Annotated in this window: 15 protein-coding genes; 9 read left to right on the forward strand and 6 right to left on the reverse strand. The window is 31.7% G+C overall.

Annotated features, from left to right (window positions below):
* Nucleotides 1-39 precede the first annotated feature (39 nt).
* Complete coding sequence (locus ACN0WI_RS04915) at nucleotides 40-417, forward strand: PH domain-containing protein (protein WP_417885525.1); 378 nt, start codon at nucleotides 40-42, stop codon at nucleotides 415-417.
* Nucleotides 418-518: 101 nt separating this feature from the next.
* Here ACN0WI_RS04915 and ACN0WI_RS04920 read toward each other — a convergent pair whose 3' ends face one another.
* The 3 genes from ACN0WI_RS04920 to ACN0WI_RS04930 are packed head-to-tail and all read right to left on the reverse strand — an operon-like array spanning nucleotide 519 to nucleotide 3222.
* Complete coding sequence (locus tag ACN0WI_RS04920; protein ID WP_417885526.1) at nucleotides 519-1337, reverse strand: glucose 1-dehydrogenase; 819 nt, start codon at nucleotides 1335-1337, stop codon at nucleotides 519-521.
* Nucleotides 1338-1380: 43 nt separating this feature from the next.
* Nucleotides 1381-2994 (reverse strand): alpha,alpha-trehalase TreA, encoded by a 1614-nt coding sequence (treA, locus tag ACN0WI_RS04925; RefSeq protein WP_417885527.1) that lies wholly within the window; start codon nucleotides 2992-2994, stop codon nucleotides 1381-1383.
* A gap of 48 nt (nucleotides 2995-3042) precedes the next feature.
* Nucleotides 3043-3222 carry a hypothetical protein gene (locus tag ACN0WI_RS04930; protein ID WP_417885528.1) on the reverse strand — a complete coding sequence of 60 codons (180 nt, stop codon included), beginning with the start codon at nucleotides 3220-3222 and terminating at the stop codon, nucleotides 3043-3045.
* Nucleotides 3223-3329: 107 nt separating this feature from the next.
* Here ACN0WI_RS04930 and ACN0WI_RS04935 point away from each other — a divergent pair, with 107 nt between their 5' ends.
* Both ACN0WI_RS04935 and ACN0WI_RS04940 read left to right on the forward strand, forming a co-directional pair.
* Nucleotides 3330-3788: a GNAT family N-acetyltransferase gene (locus tag ACN0WI_RS04935; protein ID WP_417885529.1), complete on the forward strand. Its 459-nt coding sequence runs from the start codon at nucleotides 3330-3332 to the stop codon at nucleotides 3786-3788.
* 66 nt (nucleotides 3789-3854) lie between these two features.
* Nucleotides 3855-4667 carry an MBL fold metallo-hydrolase gene (locus tag ACN0WI_RS04940; protein ID WP_417885530.1) on the forward strand — a complete coding sequence of 271 codons (813 nt, stop codon included), beginning with the start codon at nucleotides 3855-3857 and terminating at the stop codon, nucleotides 4665-4667.
* A 68-nt stretch (nucleotides 4668-4735) separates the two neighbouring features.
* Here the strand turns inward: ACN0WI_RS04940 and sucC are convergent, their stop codons facing one another.
* Entirely contained in the window at nucleotides 4736-5929 is a 1194-nt protein-coding gene (gene sucC, locus ACN0WI_RS04945) for an ADP-forming succinate--CoA ligase subunit beta (protein ID WP_417885532.1), read from the reverse strand.
* Between the two features lie 226 nt (nucleotides 5930-6155).
* Here sucC and ACN0WI_RS04950 point away from each other — a divergent pair, with 226 nt between their 5' ends.
* The 3 genes from ACN0WI_RS04950 to ACN0WI_RS04960 all read left to right on the forward strand — a co-directional run bounded on the left by ACN0WI_RS04950 (nucleotide 6156) and on the right by ACN0WI_RS04960 (nucleotide 8986).
* A complete protein-coding gene (locus tag ACN0WI_RS04950; protein ID WP_417885533.1) occupies nucleotides 6156-7319 on the forward strand; it encodes an MFS transporter in 1164 nt (387 codons plus the stop codon).
* Nucleotides 7320-7412: 93 nt separating this feature from the next.
* The gene (gene lysA, locus ACN0WI_RS04955) at nucleotides 7413-8621 is read left to right on the forward strand and encodes a diaminopimelate decarboxylase (RefSeq protein WP_417885782.1); all 1209 of its coding nucleotides are present in this window, start codon (nucleotides 7413-7415) and stop codon (nucleotides 8619-8621) included.
* 137 nt (nucleotides 8622-8758) lie between these two features.
* Nucleotides 8759-8986: a PLDc N-terminal domain-containing protein gene (locus tag ACN0WI_RS04960; RefSeq protein WP_417885534.1), complete on the forward strand. Its 228-nt coding sequence runs from the start codon at nucleotides 8759-8761 to the stop codon at nucleotides 8984-8986.
* A 62-nt stretch (nucleotides 8987-9048) separates the two neighbouring features.
* Here ACN0WI_RS04960 and ACN0WI_RS04965 read toward each other — a convergent pair whose 3' ends face one another.
* Complete coding sequence (locus ACN0WI_RS04965; protein WP_417885535.1) at nucleotides 9049-10086, reverse strand: GMP reductase; 1038 nt, start codon at nucleotides 10084-10086, stop codon at nucleotides 9049-9051.
* Nucleotides 10087-10267: 181 nt separating this feature from the next.
* Between ACN0WI_RS04965 and ACN0WI_RS04970 the strand changes: the two genes are divergently transcribed.
* From ACN0WI_RS04970 to ACN0WI_RS04980, 3 genes are all read left to right on the forward strand, one after another.
* Nucleotides 10268-10870, forward strand: a complete 603-nt coding sequence (locus ACN0WI_RS04970; RefSeq protein ID WP_417885536.1) for an NUDIX domain-containing protein — start codon at nucleotides 10268-10270, stop codon at nucleotides 10868-10870.
* Nucleotides 10871-11349: 479 nt separating this feature from the next.
* Nucleotides 11350-11826 carry a DUF4168 domain-containing protein gene (locus ACN0WI_RS04975; protein WP_417885537.1) on the forward strand — a complete coding sequence of 159 codons (477 nt, stop codon included), beginning with the start codon at nucleotides 11350-11352 and terminating at the stop codon, nucleotides 11824-11826.
* Nucleotides 11827-12054: 228 nt separating this feature from the next.
* Nucleotides 12055-12639 carry a hypothetical protein gene (locus tag ACN0WI_RS04980; protein WP_417885538.1) on the forward strand — a complete coding sequence of 195 codons (585 nt, stop codon included), beginning with the start codon at nucleotides 12055-12057 and terminating at the stop codon, nucleotides 12637-12639.
* Here ACN0WI_RS04980 and ACN0WI_RS04985 read toward each other — a convergent pair.
* Nucleotides 12636-14174 carry a GH3 family domain-containing protein gene (locus tag ACN0WI_RS04985; protein WP_417885539.1) on the reverse strand — a complete coding sequence of 513 codons (1539 nt, stop codon included), beginning with the start codon at nucleotides 14172-14174 and terminating at the stop codon, nucleotides 12636-12638. The two genes, ACN0WI_RS04980 and ACN0WI_RS04985, sit on opposite strands and share 4 nt — an antisense overlap.
* Nucleotides 14175-14201 lie beyond the last annotated feature (27 nt).

Here is a 14201-nt window from a genome sequence, read left to right on the forward strand (position 1 = left end):
TGACGGCAGCTTTTTTATTCATTAAATTCAAAACAAATTATGAGCATATTTTCATCATTATTAGGAAACGCAGGAGCATTAAGTAATGAAGAACTTCAGGAGAAATATCAAAAACTATTAATTCCTTCTGAAACTATAGAAGCAGGATTTAAACTTATTCGTGATACCTTTATTTTTACCAACAAACGTTTAATTCTTATAGATATACAAGGACTAACCGGTAAAAAAACTGAATATTTCTCAGTTACTTATAAAAGTATTAGCCGCTTTAGCGTAGAAACCGCGGGAAGTTTCGACTTAGATGCTGAATTGAAAATATGGATTTCTGGAGAGCAAAATCCATCTATCAACAAAAAATTTAATACCAGCGTTGATATTTATGAAGTTCAAAAAATATTAGCTTCATTTGTTCTGTAATCTACAGTTTATTCTAATCCTTTTTATTCTTTATCATTTTGCTTGAAAAGAATAAAACCGATAATCAGTAAATTTCATTACTAAAAAAATCCCCTATAGAATTATCCATTTTCGGTAAAACCCGGATAGCAAGTCATTCCGCCATCTACAAAAATGGTGCTTCCGTTAATATATTCAGACTCGTCTGATGCTAACCATACAGCTGCACTCCCAATATCTTCGGGAGTTCCTATTCTTTTATAAGGAATTAATTCATTCAATTTTTCTAGCGCTTCTTGTGTTTCCCAAGCTTGCCGATTAATGGATGTTTTAATTGCACCGGGAGCAATACTATTACAGCGTACTTTATAAGGAGCATATTCTTGGCAAATTGTTTGCATTAACATATCTATTCCACCTTTTGAAGCTGCGTAATTGGCGTGACCAGCCCAAGGAATTAATTGGTGAACGGAACTCATTTGTACAATTTTCCCTAAAGAACTAGAAACTTCTGGCCGCATTCCCCGTCGTATAAACTCTGTAATAGCAGCACGGCAACATAAAAATTGTCCGGTTAAATTAACATCTATAACTTTTTGCCATTGCGCAAGTGACATTTTATGTAATTCAGAATCTTGTTGTAAACCGGCATTTGGGATACAAATATCTACCGTTCCAAACTTATCGATAGTTTTTTTAAACATCGCTTCAACATCTTCTTCTTTACTTACATCGCATCGTACCGCAATAGCATCACCAAAACTACTTTCCTTACAAATTTTATCTGCTACTTCTTCTGCTTTTTCAGGATTAGAAATATAATTTACAATAACGTTGGCTCCCTCTGAACCTATAGCAATTGCAACTGCTTCCCCTATTCCGGAATTAGCTCCGGTTACAATACATGTTTGTCCCGCTAGGCGCTCGTTCGGTTTTTGCATAACTTTTTATTTTAAAGTTAGGCGAATTGAAAACTATACTATGTTATTCTGACGTTAATTTCTTGTAAACACCATTACTCCAACCAAATCCGTCTTGTGTTGGGTATTCACCTCCTCCACTTTCTTTGGAAATATCTTCTACATTATATTTTTCGGTCATTTTATAGGTGTCTTTGTAAACTTTCTTGTTAAGGCTTGTCCAGCGTTTTTTTATAGTAGAAGCCAATTTTGATATTCCATAATTTTGAAATCCTTTATAACAAATCCATTGCAAGGGTGCCCAACCATTTGGTGCATCCCATTGCTGCCCTGAATAATTAGAAGTGGTAACGACACCGCCTTTTTTTAATAACTGAGATTCTACAATTGCTGCAACTTTTTTTGCTTTTTCTTCAGAAGAAATTTGAAAAAATAAAGGGTAAACCCCTGCCATTGAAATTACTGAAGTATGTTGTTGCTTTGTAAAATCGTAATCCATATAAAATGAATTTTTAGGACTCCAAAAATACTTTTCAATAGCAGCAGCTCTTTTATTTGCTAGCGCTTTATAATTTTTATATTTTTCTTGTTCTCCATCAATTAAGTAAGCTTTTGCTAGTGTTTTTTCCAAATGAAAGAGTAATGTATTTAAATCTACCGGTAAAATATCGGTAGTATGAATTGCTGATAAATTAAATTCACCTTTTTTATTAGGCTTAATCCATCTACTTGAAAAATCCCAACCCGATTCAGCTGCAGCTCTCAAATTTCTATAAACATATTCTTTTGTTAACTTTTCATTGGTAGCTACTGCTTCTTTTGCTGTTTTTACATCTTCTCGATAACTTTCAGGCCGTGGAGTGTTTTTATCATCAAAATAGCGATTTAACACACTCCCATCTGGCATTTTTACCACTCGTTTACTTACTAGATTACTTTCAGAAAAAGTATTAGTTCCTTTCATCCAAAATTGATATTCTTCTTCTAATTCAGGTAAATATGTAGTATAAATAGAATCTCCTTTCTCTTCTGCTAATAAATCGATCATTAACGAATAAAATGGTGGTTGAGAGCGGCTCAGATAATACGTACGATTACCATTAGGGATAAATCCATATTTATTGATTAAGAATGAAAAATTATCAACCATATTCTGAATAGTTTCTAATTCCCCATCTACTTCTAAACCAAGCATCGTAAAATAACTATCCCAATAATAAATTTCACGAAATCGTCCACCCGGAATAATATACGGATTAGGTAATGGAATTAAGGTTCCGGTAGCTTTAGTATCTGCCGGACGTTTTAAAACAGACCATAATTTTTTGATATGAGTATTAATAGCTAATGAATCAGTTTGATAATTTTGAGAAGCATTTTCTCCGGGAAGTTCAAAATTATCTCTTATAAATTGCCGAATAACTGCACTTGAAGTATCTTTTATTTTAGTATAATTTGATTTTATAGTACTCAATGGCTTTTTAGGAATAGCATCTACAAATGTTTTACTATCGCTAAATAACTTTTCGTTTTGCTGGACATCATAAAAAAGTGTGCCATATAATTCTTCGGGAGAAGCTATTTTAACAAGAAGTGTTGGTTTTTTTTCTGCTTCTTTACATGAGAAAAAAAGAATAAAAAAAGTATATAAAAAGTATCGACTTTTAATAAAATTCATCTTTAGTATATATTTGGAAATATCTAAAGATACGAAACTTAGCTAGTTTTAATAAGGACGACTTATTCTTTTATGGTTTGAAAAAGAAGCTTTTTTTAATTTCTTTTTGGGTTTTTGATTATCAATATTCGATTTTTCTATAGTATTATTTTCATCTTGAGAATTTATATTCTCATTTAAAACAAGAGACAGCGTGATTAGCAATAAAAAAAATTTAAAAAGATTCATCTCTATTTAATTTTTGGACTTGTAAGTTGCCTAAATAAAACCTCGAAATCTATACCCACACTAGGGTATATTTTTAATAAGCTTATACCTTTGTAAAAAAAACAGCAATGGAAATTATACAATTTACATCCAAGTACTTACAAGATTTTAAACGTTTAAATACTGAGTGGCTTACCCAATTATTTAAAGTTGAAACACATGATGAAAAGGTTTTAAGTAATCCTGAAAAATTTATTATTAATCCCGGTGGAAAAATTTTTCTTGTAAAGAAACAAAAAGAAATAATAGGCTGTGTTGCTTTAATAAAAATTACAGAAAATTGTTACGAATTAACCAAAATGGCAATATCAACAAACTACCGTGGCCAACAAATCGGACAAAAATTAATGTCCTATACTTTAGAATATGCTAAACAAGAAAACTGGGCTAAACTAATAATTTATAGTAGCAGCAAACTTCCTAATGCAATTCATATTTATAAAAAATATGGGTTTGTAGAAATTCCTTTAGAAAACGGAAACCCTTATCAACGAGCCGATATAAAATTGGAATTGGTTATCCGTTAATTATCCTTAAAAAATCTTTTTTTTAATATTCCTTACTTACTTTTATAATTAACCAATCCAATACTTATGAAAAAATATATTGTAATTACAATATTTACTGCATGCGGTTTTCTAGCTTGCAAAAATAAAGAACAAGAAACACAGGCAGGTTCTATGATACCTGCTGAAGAAAGTATAATTTCAACAGAAGATATTGCAGAGACTATAGATTCTTCTAGTATAGATATTATTCCTATTTCTCATGCAACCGCTGTTATTAATTGGGGCGATGCTGTATTTTATACCGATCCGGTTGGAGGAGCAGAAGCTTTTAAAGGTAAAGAAGACCCTAACTTTATTCTAATAACAGATATCCATGGCGATCATTTAAATGCAGAAACTTTGGAAGGCTTAAATTTAGGTGATACTAAAATTATTGTTCCACAAGCTGTAAAAGAACAACTTCCTGAATCTTTAGAAACTAACTTGATTGTAATTAATAATGGAGATTCCATAAATTTTGAAGGTTTTTCTATAAAGGCTATTCCTATGTATAACCTACCAGAATCTGATGATGCTATGCACGTAAAAGGTCGCGGAAATGGTTACGTACTTGAAAAAGAAGGAAAGCGCTTATATATTTCAGGTGATACTGAAGACACTCCGGAAATGAGAAATCTTAAAAATATTGATGTTGCTTTAGTTTGTATGAATTTACCTTATACTATGCCGGTAGATCAAGCAGTTAAAGGAGTTTTAGCCTTTGCTCCAAAAAAAGTATATCCTTATCATTATCGGGGAAAAGATGGTTTTGCAGATATCGAAAAATTTAAATCCTTAGTAAATCAAGAAAATAAAAATATTGATGTTATTCTTTTAGATTGGTATCCTGAAAAATAATTTAAAAACATAAAAAAGCCCGCTAAAATAAATAAGCGGGCTTTTAGAATAATTTTTTGTAAGACGTATTATGAAAGTACTTCTTGTACTTTATCTGCGGCTTCTTTAAACTGTACAGCGCTATATACAGCCAATCCACTTTCATCTATTAATTTTTTAGCAACATCAGCATTAGTTCCCTGCAAACGTACAATAATAGGAACATTAATGGCATCACCTAAATTTTTGTAAGCATCTACAATTCCTTGCGCCACACGATCACAACGAACAATACCTCCAAAAATATTCACTAAAATAGCTTCTACTTTTTCATCTTTTAAAATAAGACGGAAAGCTTCTTCTACTCGTTTAGCATCTGCAGTACCTCCTACATCTAAGAAATTAGCAGGTTCTCCACCAGCTTGTTTAATAAGATCCATAGTAGCCATTGCAAGTCCGGCTCCATTTACCATACACCCTACATTTCCATCTAAATCTACGTAATTAAGTCCAACTTCTTTAGCTTCTACTTCAGTTGAATTTTCTTCACGTTTATCACGCATTTCAACGTAATCTTTATGACGGTAAAGTGCATTATCATCTAAACTTACCTTAGCATCTACCGCTAGTATTTTATCATCACTAGTCTTAAGGACCGGATTGATTTCGAATAAAGAAGAATCTGATTTTTCAAAAGCTTTATAAAGCGACATTACAAACTTTGTCATTTCTTTAAAAGCAGTTCCACTTAAACCTAGATTAAAAGCAACTTTTCTTGCTTGAAAAGGTAAAATACCAACAGAAGGATCTATTTCTTCAGTAAAAATAAGTTCTGGCGTTTTTTCTGCAACTGTTTCGATATCCATACCACCTTCAGTAGAATACATAATCATATTACGACCAGTAGCACGATTTAATAATACAGACATATAATATTCTTCTGGCTCATTATCTCCAGGATAATAAACATCTTCAGCAATTAATACTTGATGTACTTTTTTTCCTTCTGCAGAAGTTTGAGGAGTTACCAAATTCATTCCGATAATTTCGCCTGAAATTTGTTCTACCTCTTTTAGATTTTTGGCTAATTTCACACCACCACCTTTTCCGCGTCCACCTGCATGTACCTGAGCTTTAATAACATGCCACCCAGTTCCGGTTTGTTCTGTTAACTCTTTTGCTGCTTTAACAGCTTCTTCCGGATTCTGCGCTACAATACCTCTCTGGGTACGTACGCCAAAACCACTAAGTATTTCTTTTGCTTGATATTCGTGTATGTTCATAATCAGGTATTTCTTCAATTTTATTTATGAATTCAAAAATAATAAATGTAAAAAAACTAAAGCAAGCTTTTTGGTTAAACATTTGTTGTATTCACTTTATTTTAGGGAATTCCCATTAAAACCAAACAAAAAATTCACTAACACTAAAAGGTTATCGTAGTTTTTTGCAAGCTTTTTATTCAAGTTCACTATTCTGCCGTATTTTTGCCGTTTTAAATATTTCTCAATGAAAAAAGGCTTAATTGCTTTAGCTTTAGGAGGTTTTGGTATCGGGATGACAGAGTTTGTAATGATGGGTATTTTACCTGATGTTGCAAAAGACTTAAGTATTAGTATCCCAAAAGCCGGTCATTTTATTTCTGCATACGCATTAGGTGTAGTGGTTGGTGCTCCTTTATTTACAAGTATTGGTGGAAAATGGGCAGCCCATAAAACATTACTATTTTTAATGTTATGGTTTACTGTTTTTAATAGTTTATCTGCTTTTGCAAATAGCTATCCGCTATTATTAATTTCTAGATTTTTATCAGGATTACCACACGGTGCTTTTTTTGGTATTGGTGCTGTTGTTGCTGGAAAATTAGCAAAACCAGGAAAAGAGGCTAGAGCTATTGCAACCATGTTTACAGGTTTAACCATTGCTAATGTTTTAGGTGTACCTTTCGGAACCTATATTGGCCATACATTTAGCTGGAAAATTACATTTTTAATTGTAGGAATAGTAGGAATTTTAGCTGTTATAGGTATTAAAATTTGGATGCCTGTTTTACCTAAAAGTTCTCCTAATGGAATTGGTAAAGACTTTAAAGTTTTAAAACGATTGGAGTTATGGATGGTTATTTTACTAACAACAATTGGTACTGGTGGTTTTTTTGCATGGTATAGTTATATAGCGCCATTAATTACAGATGTAGCTGGCCATCCAGAGGCTGTAGTAAGCTATGCTACTATATTGGCGGGATTAGGAATGGTTACCGGGAATTTTATCGGTGCCAAGTTTGCTGAGTTATTTTCTCCAATTTATGCTGTTCTTGTTGCATTAATACTAATGGTTATTGCATTATTAGCGAATACTTACTTAGCTCATGATAAAACTGGTGTTTTGGTTATGACCTATTTAATCGGAACTATTGCATTCTGTCTTTCTACGCCTGTACAAATGGCAGTAATAAATGCCGCTAAAGGTTCTGAGATGTTAGGCTCCTCTTTTAATCAGAGTGCTTTTAATATGGGAAATGCTATTGGAGCTTATTTAGCAGGTTTACCAATTGCTATGGGATATGGATATACTTCTGCAGGTTATGTAGGTGCTGGATTAGCAGGCGGTGGTATACTATTAACTATTGCAGTTATCGTTATTCGTAACCGGAAACAAAAAGCAATAGTATAAAATAACAAATTATTTAAATTGGTTATTTTTAAAACATTCTTTTGTAGGAATAAAAATAAGCAGCCTAATTTGTAGTCTCAAAATTGCCAATATATAATGAATAATAACGATTTACTAGCCATTGCCGATCAATTCGGAACACCAGTTTATGTATACGATAGTGAAAAAATTACTTCGCAATATCAACGATTATTAAATGCATTTAGTGAAGTAAAAAATCTTCGAATTCATTATGCGGTTAAAGCATTATCGAATATTTCTATTCTGAAATTAATGAATAGCTTAGGTTCTGGTCTAGATACAGTGAGCTTACAAGAAGTACAGTTAGGTATTAAAGCCGGTGTAGATCCTGCTAAAATTATTTTTACACCAAATGGGGTTTCTTTAGAAGAAATTGAAGCAGTCGCGGAATTAGGTGTGCAAATTAATATCGACAATCTTTCTATTTTAGAGCAATTCGGCAGTAAGCACCCAACTGTTCCTGTTTGTATTCGAATTAATCCTCATGTAATGGCAGGCGGGAATGCTAATATCTCTGTTGGTCATATTGATTCTAAATTTGGAATTTCTATCCACCAAATGCCTTTGCTTAAAAGGATTGTAGACAATACAGATATGAATATTAATGGTATTCATATGCATACTGGAAGTGACATTTTAGATATTCAGGTTTTTATACAAGCCTCTGAAATTTTATTTGAAGCCGCTAAACATTTCGAAAATCTTGAATTTATCGATTTTGGAAGTGGTTTTAAAGTTCCCTACAAGGAAAATGATATTGAAACAGATATTGAAGAATTAGGAGAAAAATTATCAGACCGTTTTAATACATTTTGCCAAGAATATGGTAAAGAATTAACACTTGCTTTTGAACCAGGTAAATATTTAGTAAGTGAAGCAGGATATTTTTTAAGCAAAGTAAATGTAATAAAACAAACTACCTCTACTGTATTTGCTGGAATAGATACTGGTTTTAATCATTTAATAAGACCCATGTTTTATGGTTCTCATCACGAAATTATAAATATTTCAAATCCAGAAGGAAAACAACGTTTTTACTCGGTAGTGGGATATATCTGCGAGACAGATACTTTTGCGAACAATCGTCGAATTAATGAAATAACAGAAGGTGATATTATTGCTTTTAAAAATGCAGGAGCATATTGTTTTTCAATGGCTAGTAATTTTAATTCAAGATATCGTCCTGCTGAAGTACTTTGGCATAATGAGAAAGCTATTTTAATAAGAGAACGAGAAAATTTTGAAGATTTGTTAAAAAATCAAATTATAATTAACTTTTAATCTAAAACAATAAATAAAGCTAAAACGGTTATGATTAATTAAACTACAACGTAATATTATTAACGTTAATTTAATTTATCTATATATTTTTTTTATATTCGTAAAACCAAACACTTTAACCTTGTATTATGAGTTTTATGAATCAAGAATTACAATTCTTTCTTATTCAATCTCTTGGATTACTGGCAATCATATTTCCAGTATTTTGTGTATTGAGTATCTTAAAGAATTCTAATTCATTTAGTAAAAATTCCAAATGGATCTGGACCTCAATAGTGATCTTACTCCCTATAATCGGATCATTGCTATACCTATCAATTGGAAGAGAAAATGTTTTAAGAGCGAGAATTCAATCTGATTTCTAAAAAACGGTTCAAAACAAAATAAAAAATCCGCAGCATTATTTAAATATGCTACGGATTTTTTATTAATTATATACTTTATTCTCTTGCTCGGCAACCCGTATAAAAGTAGTCCTTTTTGTTAATTCTTTAAGTCGAGATGCCCCTACATAAGTACATGTACTTCGCAAACCTCCTAAAATATCTTGTAAGGTATCTTGAACCGCTCCTCGGTATGGAACTTCTACGGTTTTACCTTCACTAGCACGATATTCTGCAACCCCACCTACATGCTTTTCCATTGCTGTAGCCGAGCTCATTCCATAGAAATGCTTAAATTTTTCACCGTTTTTTTCAACAATATCTCCTCCACTTTCGTCATGTCCTGCTAACATTCCTCCTAGCATTACAAAATCGGCACCTGCTCCAAAAGCTTTAGCAATATCACCGGGAGTAGTACAACCACCATCACTTATAATCTGCCCGCCTAAACCATGTGCTGCATCTGCACACTCTATAATTGCTGAAAGCTGCGGATAACCTACTCCTGTTTTAACACGTGTGGTACATACTGAACCTGGACCTATTCCTACTTTTACAATATCTGCTCCAGATATTAATAATTCTTCTACCATTTCGCCGGTAACTACATTACCTGCTATTATAATTTTATTTGGAAACTTCTCCCGTACATTCTCTACAAAATTCACAAAATGCTCTGAGTAACCATTAGCCACATCAATACAAATAAATTTTAGTTTCGAATTTAGTTTTAAAATATTTTCAAGCTTTTCAGAATCTTCCAGACCAGTCCCGGTACTTACGGCAACATAATCTAAATGAGCTTCAGGCATGTTATCTAAAAAAGTTTTCCACTCTGTTAGTGAATAATGTTTATGTATAGCGGTAACTACTTTTTTTGCAGATAATACTTTTGCCATTTCAAAAGTTCCTACTGTATCCATATTCGCAGCAATAATTGGTATACCTTTCCATTTATAGGAACTATGTAAAAACTTATAATCTCTATCTAATCCAACTTCAGCCCTACTTTTTAATGTAGATCGTTTTGGCCTAATCATTACATCTTTAAAACCAAGTTTTAAATCTTGTTCTATTCGCATAAATCAATCTTTTATTTTTATCAATCAAATTAACTTTCCAAAAATAAAGAATAAAGAGCAATAAAATAATATGTAGCTATTTTTCTATATTTATAAATAAACAACTACACATAGATTATTAAAAAAGATAACTTATTGTAAATTTACTTTACTAAAAGTAACAACTAAAAAAATTAAATTTTTGAAAAAGAATATTGAAATTTTAGAAAATAAAATTCTTTCTAAACGTTGGGCTACTTTACATGAAGTAACCTATAAATACCCAAAAAAAAACGGAGAAACTCAAATTCTCAACAGAGAAGTTTATGATAAAGGAGATGGTTCAGCCATAATTTTATATAATCTGGAGAAAAAAACTATTATACTTACTAAACAATTTAGAATGCCCGCATACCTTAAGGGAGGAAATTCGGGGTATATGATTGAAGCTTGCGCAGGACTTTTAGATGATTTAAGCCCAGAAGCGTGTATCGTTAAAGAAACATTAGAAGAAACAGGTTATAAAATTGAAAATCCGAAAAAATTATTTCAATCATTCATGATTGCGGGTGCGGTAACTGAAGTGATTCACTGTTTCATTGCTCCCTATTCTGATAAAATGAAAATTCAAAAAGGAGGAGGCCTTGAAGAAGAAGGAGAAGAAATTGAAATTTTAGAAGTAGAATTTGATAAAGCTTATGGAATGATTGCTTCAGGTGAAATTACTGATGCAAAAACTATATTGATATTACAGCATATGAAAATTCAAAAAATTATGGAATACCCCTATAAAAAACTTAGTTAAAATGTTATTTTTTCAATTTTTATAGCAATAAATACGATTTATCATGTAAATTAGCACTATAACTATCCTTTTTGATGCCCTACCCTCATTTTTATGGATTTAAATATGTATACATATGCCATTAATGAAAAAGCAACGAATTGTAGCCACCATCTTACTTATATTTTCAGTATTAGTATTTGAAATTGATTTAGAGGGAAAATTAGTAATCGTATGCGGTATTTTTTTAGGATTAGGTACTACCTTATTTTTTGTTCCTTTCTTTAGAAAAAATTCAAATTCATAGCTTTAAATTTTAAAATCACTACTAACTATAGTTAGTATTTTATTTATTGTATAATAATGTAAATATTAACTAGCTATTACGAGTTAAAATCTTAAAATGTTAAAACTATTTTAAAAAAGTTTAATCTTAACGTGAGTGGTTTGGAAACCCAAATGAGTTACAATAGGTTTACAGACTAAACAAGAAAAAACTTATGATTAAATTTAAAAAATTTGCAGGCTTACTGTTCATCTTAACAATCTTTACTGGTTCTGTGGCTACGGCTCAGCAACCAACTACACCGCAAAAACAAGTTGATGTAGATGTTAGTGATGCAGAATTAGCAAAATTTGCTGAAGCTTATCAAGGTTTACGGATGATGAATCAAGAAATTAATCAGCAAATGATGAAAGTAGTTCAAGACGGAGGATTAGATGTACAACGTTTTAATGAAATCCATCAAGCTAGTTCAAATCCAGATAAAGAAGTAGAAGCTACCGAGGAAGAACTTCAAAAACATAAAGCAATATTGGCTGATATTGAAGGAATGCAAAAAGAAGTTGAAACTAAAATGGAAAACGTAATTAAAGATAAGGGATTAACCATGCAACGTTACGAAAAACTTGCAATGGCTTTACAAACCGATCAAGAATTACAAAGTAGACTTCAAAAGATGCTTACTAAAGGATAGAAACCTTTAAATAATTTGAAAAAAGCAACAGTTTATAAACTGTTGCTTTTTTTTTGATATTATTATAATATTATTCCAAATTTTAGTGGCAATTTAACAGCTCTTTCTTTCAGCTATACCCACTCATTATGTAAATTCAACCCAAATTTTAATGTGTTGAAAACCTCCTTAATAACATCAATTTTATTACTCTCAATAATAATAACCCAATCCACAATAGCGCAGCAAATGAAACCAAAAGATACTCTAAAACAAAACCATAAAACTGTACCACAATCTATTTGGAAAGAAACATATATTGCGCTCTCACACTATCCAGAGCTAAAAGACACACCCATTAATTTCAAATTTAAAAAGGATATAAAAAAATCCTTTATGCAGGCACAACCTAAGTTTTCAGGTATATTCAAAAATCGAAAAAAACGAAGCTATTTTATCTTTATAAGTGAAAAAGTAACTATTGGAGATGAAACGTTTGATATAACCGAAGCTCCATCAGATGTAATAATTGGATGGATTTCTCACGAATTGGGACACATTATGGATTATAGAAATAGAAGTGGAATTAACCTTTTATGGTTTGGTATTCGCTATTTAACTTCAAATAATTACATAAGAAAAGCTGAACGAGCTGCGGATACGTATGCCGTAACCCACGGGTTGGGAGAATATATTATTGCTACCAAAGATTTTATTCTACAAAATTCATCCTTACCTGACACCTACAAAAATCGGATTAAGAAGTTATACCTATCTCAAGAAGAAATTATGGAAATAGTTAATGAAATAAAAGAAGAAAAAAACGATGATTAAGAATCACCGTTTTTTGATTGTTTTTCTACAAATTTTTCAAACTCTGCAAATTTCTCTTCATCCATCACTTTCTCCATTTTCACTTGCCCGCCTTTCTTTTTGTTAGCGGCGCTCCATTCTGGAAATATTTCTGGAGAAACTTTAGTTACTTTTACTCCTTTTAGTGCTTTACTTCTAGCAACTCCGTAATTTTTATTAGCATTTTTAAGATTTTCATCTAATGCAGAAGCAAGCTCTTCATTACTCTTATCTGAATTGGTACCTAAATACCAACAATGGTAGAATTCATCATCAATTCGTTTAGCAGCAATTGTAAACTCTGGTATTTTAGTATCAAATTGATTTTCTAACTCTTGTATGGCATCGTTCATTTTATTTACCGATAATTGAGAACCAACTACATTTAAGAAAAACTTGGTTCTTCCAGTAATTCGTATTTCATGCCTTTCCGTATCAGTGAATTTTATAGTATCTCCAATTATATAACGCCAAGTTCCGGAAACTGTACTAATAAGCAATACATACTCTTTTTCAGCTTCAACTTCAGAAAGTGGAATTACAGGTGCTTTATCATCTAAAGAACCATCTTGATTTATATACTCTGGCTTAAATGGAACAAATTCAAAATAAATACCGTTATCTAAAATAAGCTTCATACTAGTAGTATCCGGCCGGTCTTGGATGGCTAAAAATCCTTCTGAAGCTAAATAAGTGTCTATTACCTGAACCGGTTTACTTAATAAGGCTTTAAAACTTTTTTCGTAAGGCTCGAATGCCACTCCTCCACTTGTATAAACTCTTAAATTAGGCCAAATTTCATGAATGTTTTTTACATTATGATAATCTATTACCTTCTGCATCATTAATTCCATCCAACTTGGAATTCCGCTTAAAGCTCCAATATCCCAGTTTTTAGCATTTTCGGCAATTTTTTGAACTCTCTCATCCCAATCTTCTATTTTGGCTATTTCTTCTCCCGGTTTATAGTAATCTCGAAACCAAAAAGGAATGTTACTAGCGCTTATCCCGCTAATTTCTCCTTCTTCATGCTCTCCTGCTTTTTGCAAATCGGTTGAGCTACCTAACATCATAATTTCTTTTTCAAAAAAATCGGGTGGTAAATTATAATTTGTTAAAGCACCGACTTGTTTGATTCCGGCATTTCGGATAGATTCTATCATATCATCAGTTACGGGAATTCTTTTACTTGATTTTCCGGTTGTACCTGAACTTAATGCAAAATAATGTGGTTTACCCGGCCATGTAATATCTGTACCTCCATTATGAATTTGAGACCACCATCGCTCATTCAATTTATTATAATCAAAATAAGGAACACGTTCAGCAAAAAGCGCTTGCATGTTATCTGATTCTAAAATTTCAATAAAATTGTAAAATTTACCGAATGCAGTATCTTTTGCTTTTTCTAAAAGATTTTTTAATACGTCGAACTGTGCTTTTTCAGCATTAGGTTCCGATACAATAGTATCTCGTAAATCAATTAGACTTTTTATTATAGATCCTTTTATGGCCATTTTTTATTTCTTTTTTCAAAAATTGAA

Source organism: Zunongwangia sp. (genome assembly GCF_048269745.1).
Taxonomy (GTDB): domain Bacteria; phylum Bacteroidota; class Bacteroidia; order Flavobacteriales; family Flavobacteriaceae; genus Zunongwangia.

What these genes read in the sequence shown, in the direction of transcription:
- ACN0WI_RS04915 (WP_417885525.1), top strand. Translation starts at nt 40, where the DNA reads ATGAGCATATTTTCATCATTATTAGGAAACGCAGGAGCATTAAGTAAT.
- ACN0WI_RS04920 (WP_417885526.1), bottom strand. Translation starts at nt 1,337, where the DNA reads ATGCAAAAACCGAACGAGCGCCTAGCGGGACAAACATGTATTGTAACC.
- treA (WP_417885527.1), bottom strand. Translation starts at nt 2,994, where the DNA reads ATGAATTTTATTAAAAGTCGATACTTTTTATATACTTTTTTTATTCTT.
- ACN0WI_RS04930 (WP_417885528.1), bottom strand. Translation starts at nt 3,222, where the DNA reads ATGAATCTTTTTAAATTTTTTTTATTGCTAATCACGCTGTCTCTTGTT.
- ACN0WI_RS04935 (WP_417885529.1), top strand. Translation starts at nt 3,330, where the DNA reads ATGGAAATTATACAATTTACATCCAAGTACTTACAAGATTTTAAACGT.
- ACN0WI_RS04940 (WP_417885530.1), top strand. Translation starts at nt 3,855, where the DNA reads ATGAAAAAATATATTGTAATTACAATATTTACTGCATGCGGTTTTCTA.
- sucC (WP_417885532.1), bottom strand. Translation starts at nt 5,929, where the DNA reads ATGAACATACACGAATATCAAGCAAAAGAAATACTTAGTGGTTTTGGC.
- ACN0WI_RS04950 (WP_417885533.1), top strand. Translation starts at nt 6,156, where the DNA reads ATGAAAAAAGGCTTAATTGCTTTAGCTTTAGGAGGTTTTGGTATCGGG.
- ACN0WI_RS04960 (WP_417885534.1), top strand. Translation starts at nt 8,759, where the DNA reads ATGAATCAAGAATTACAATTCTTTCTTATTCAATCTCTTGGATTACTG.
- ACN0WI_RS04965 (WP_417885535.1), bottom strand. Translation starts at nt 10,086, where the DNA reads ATGCGAATAGAACAAGATTTAAAACTTGGTTTTAAAGATGTAATGATT.
- ACN0WI_RS04975 (WP_417885537.1), top strand. Translation starts at nt 11,350, where the DNA reads ATGATTAAATTTAAAAAATTTGCAGGCTTACTGTTCATCTTAACAATC.
- ACN0WI_RS04980 (WP_417885538.1), top strand. Translation starts at nt 12,055, where the DNA reads ATGAAACCAAAAGATACTCTAAAACAAAACCATAAAACTGTACCACAA.
- ACN0WI_RS04985 (WP_417885539.1), bottom strand. Translation starts at nt 14,174, where the DNA reads ATGGCCATAAAAGGATCTATAATAAAAAGTCTAATTGATTTACGAGAT.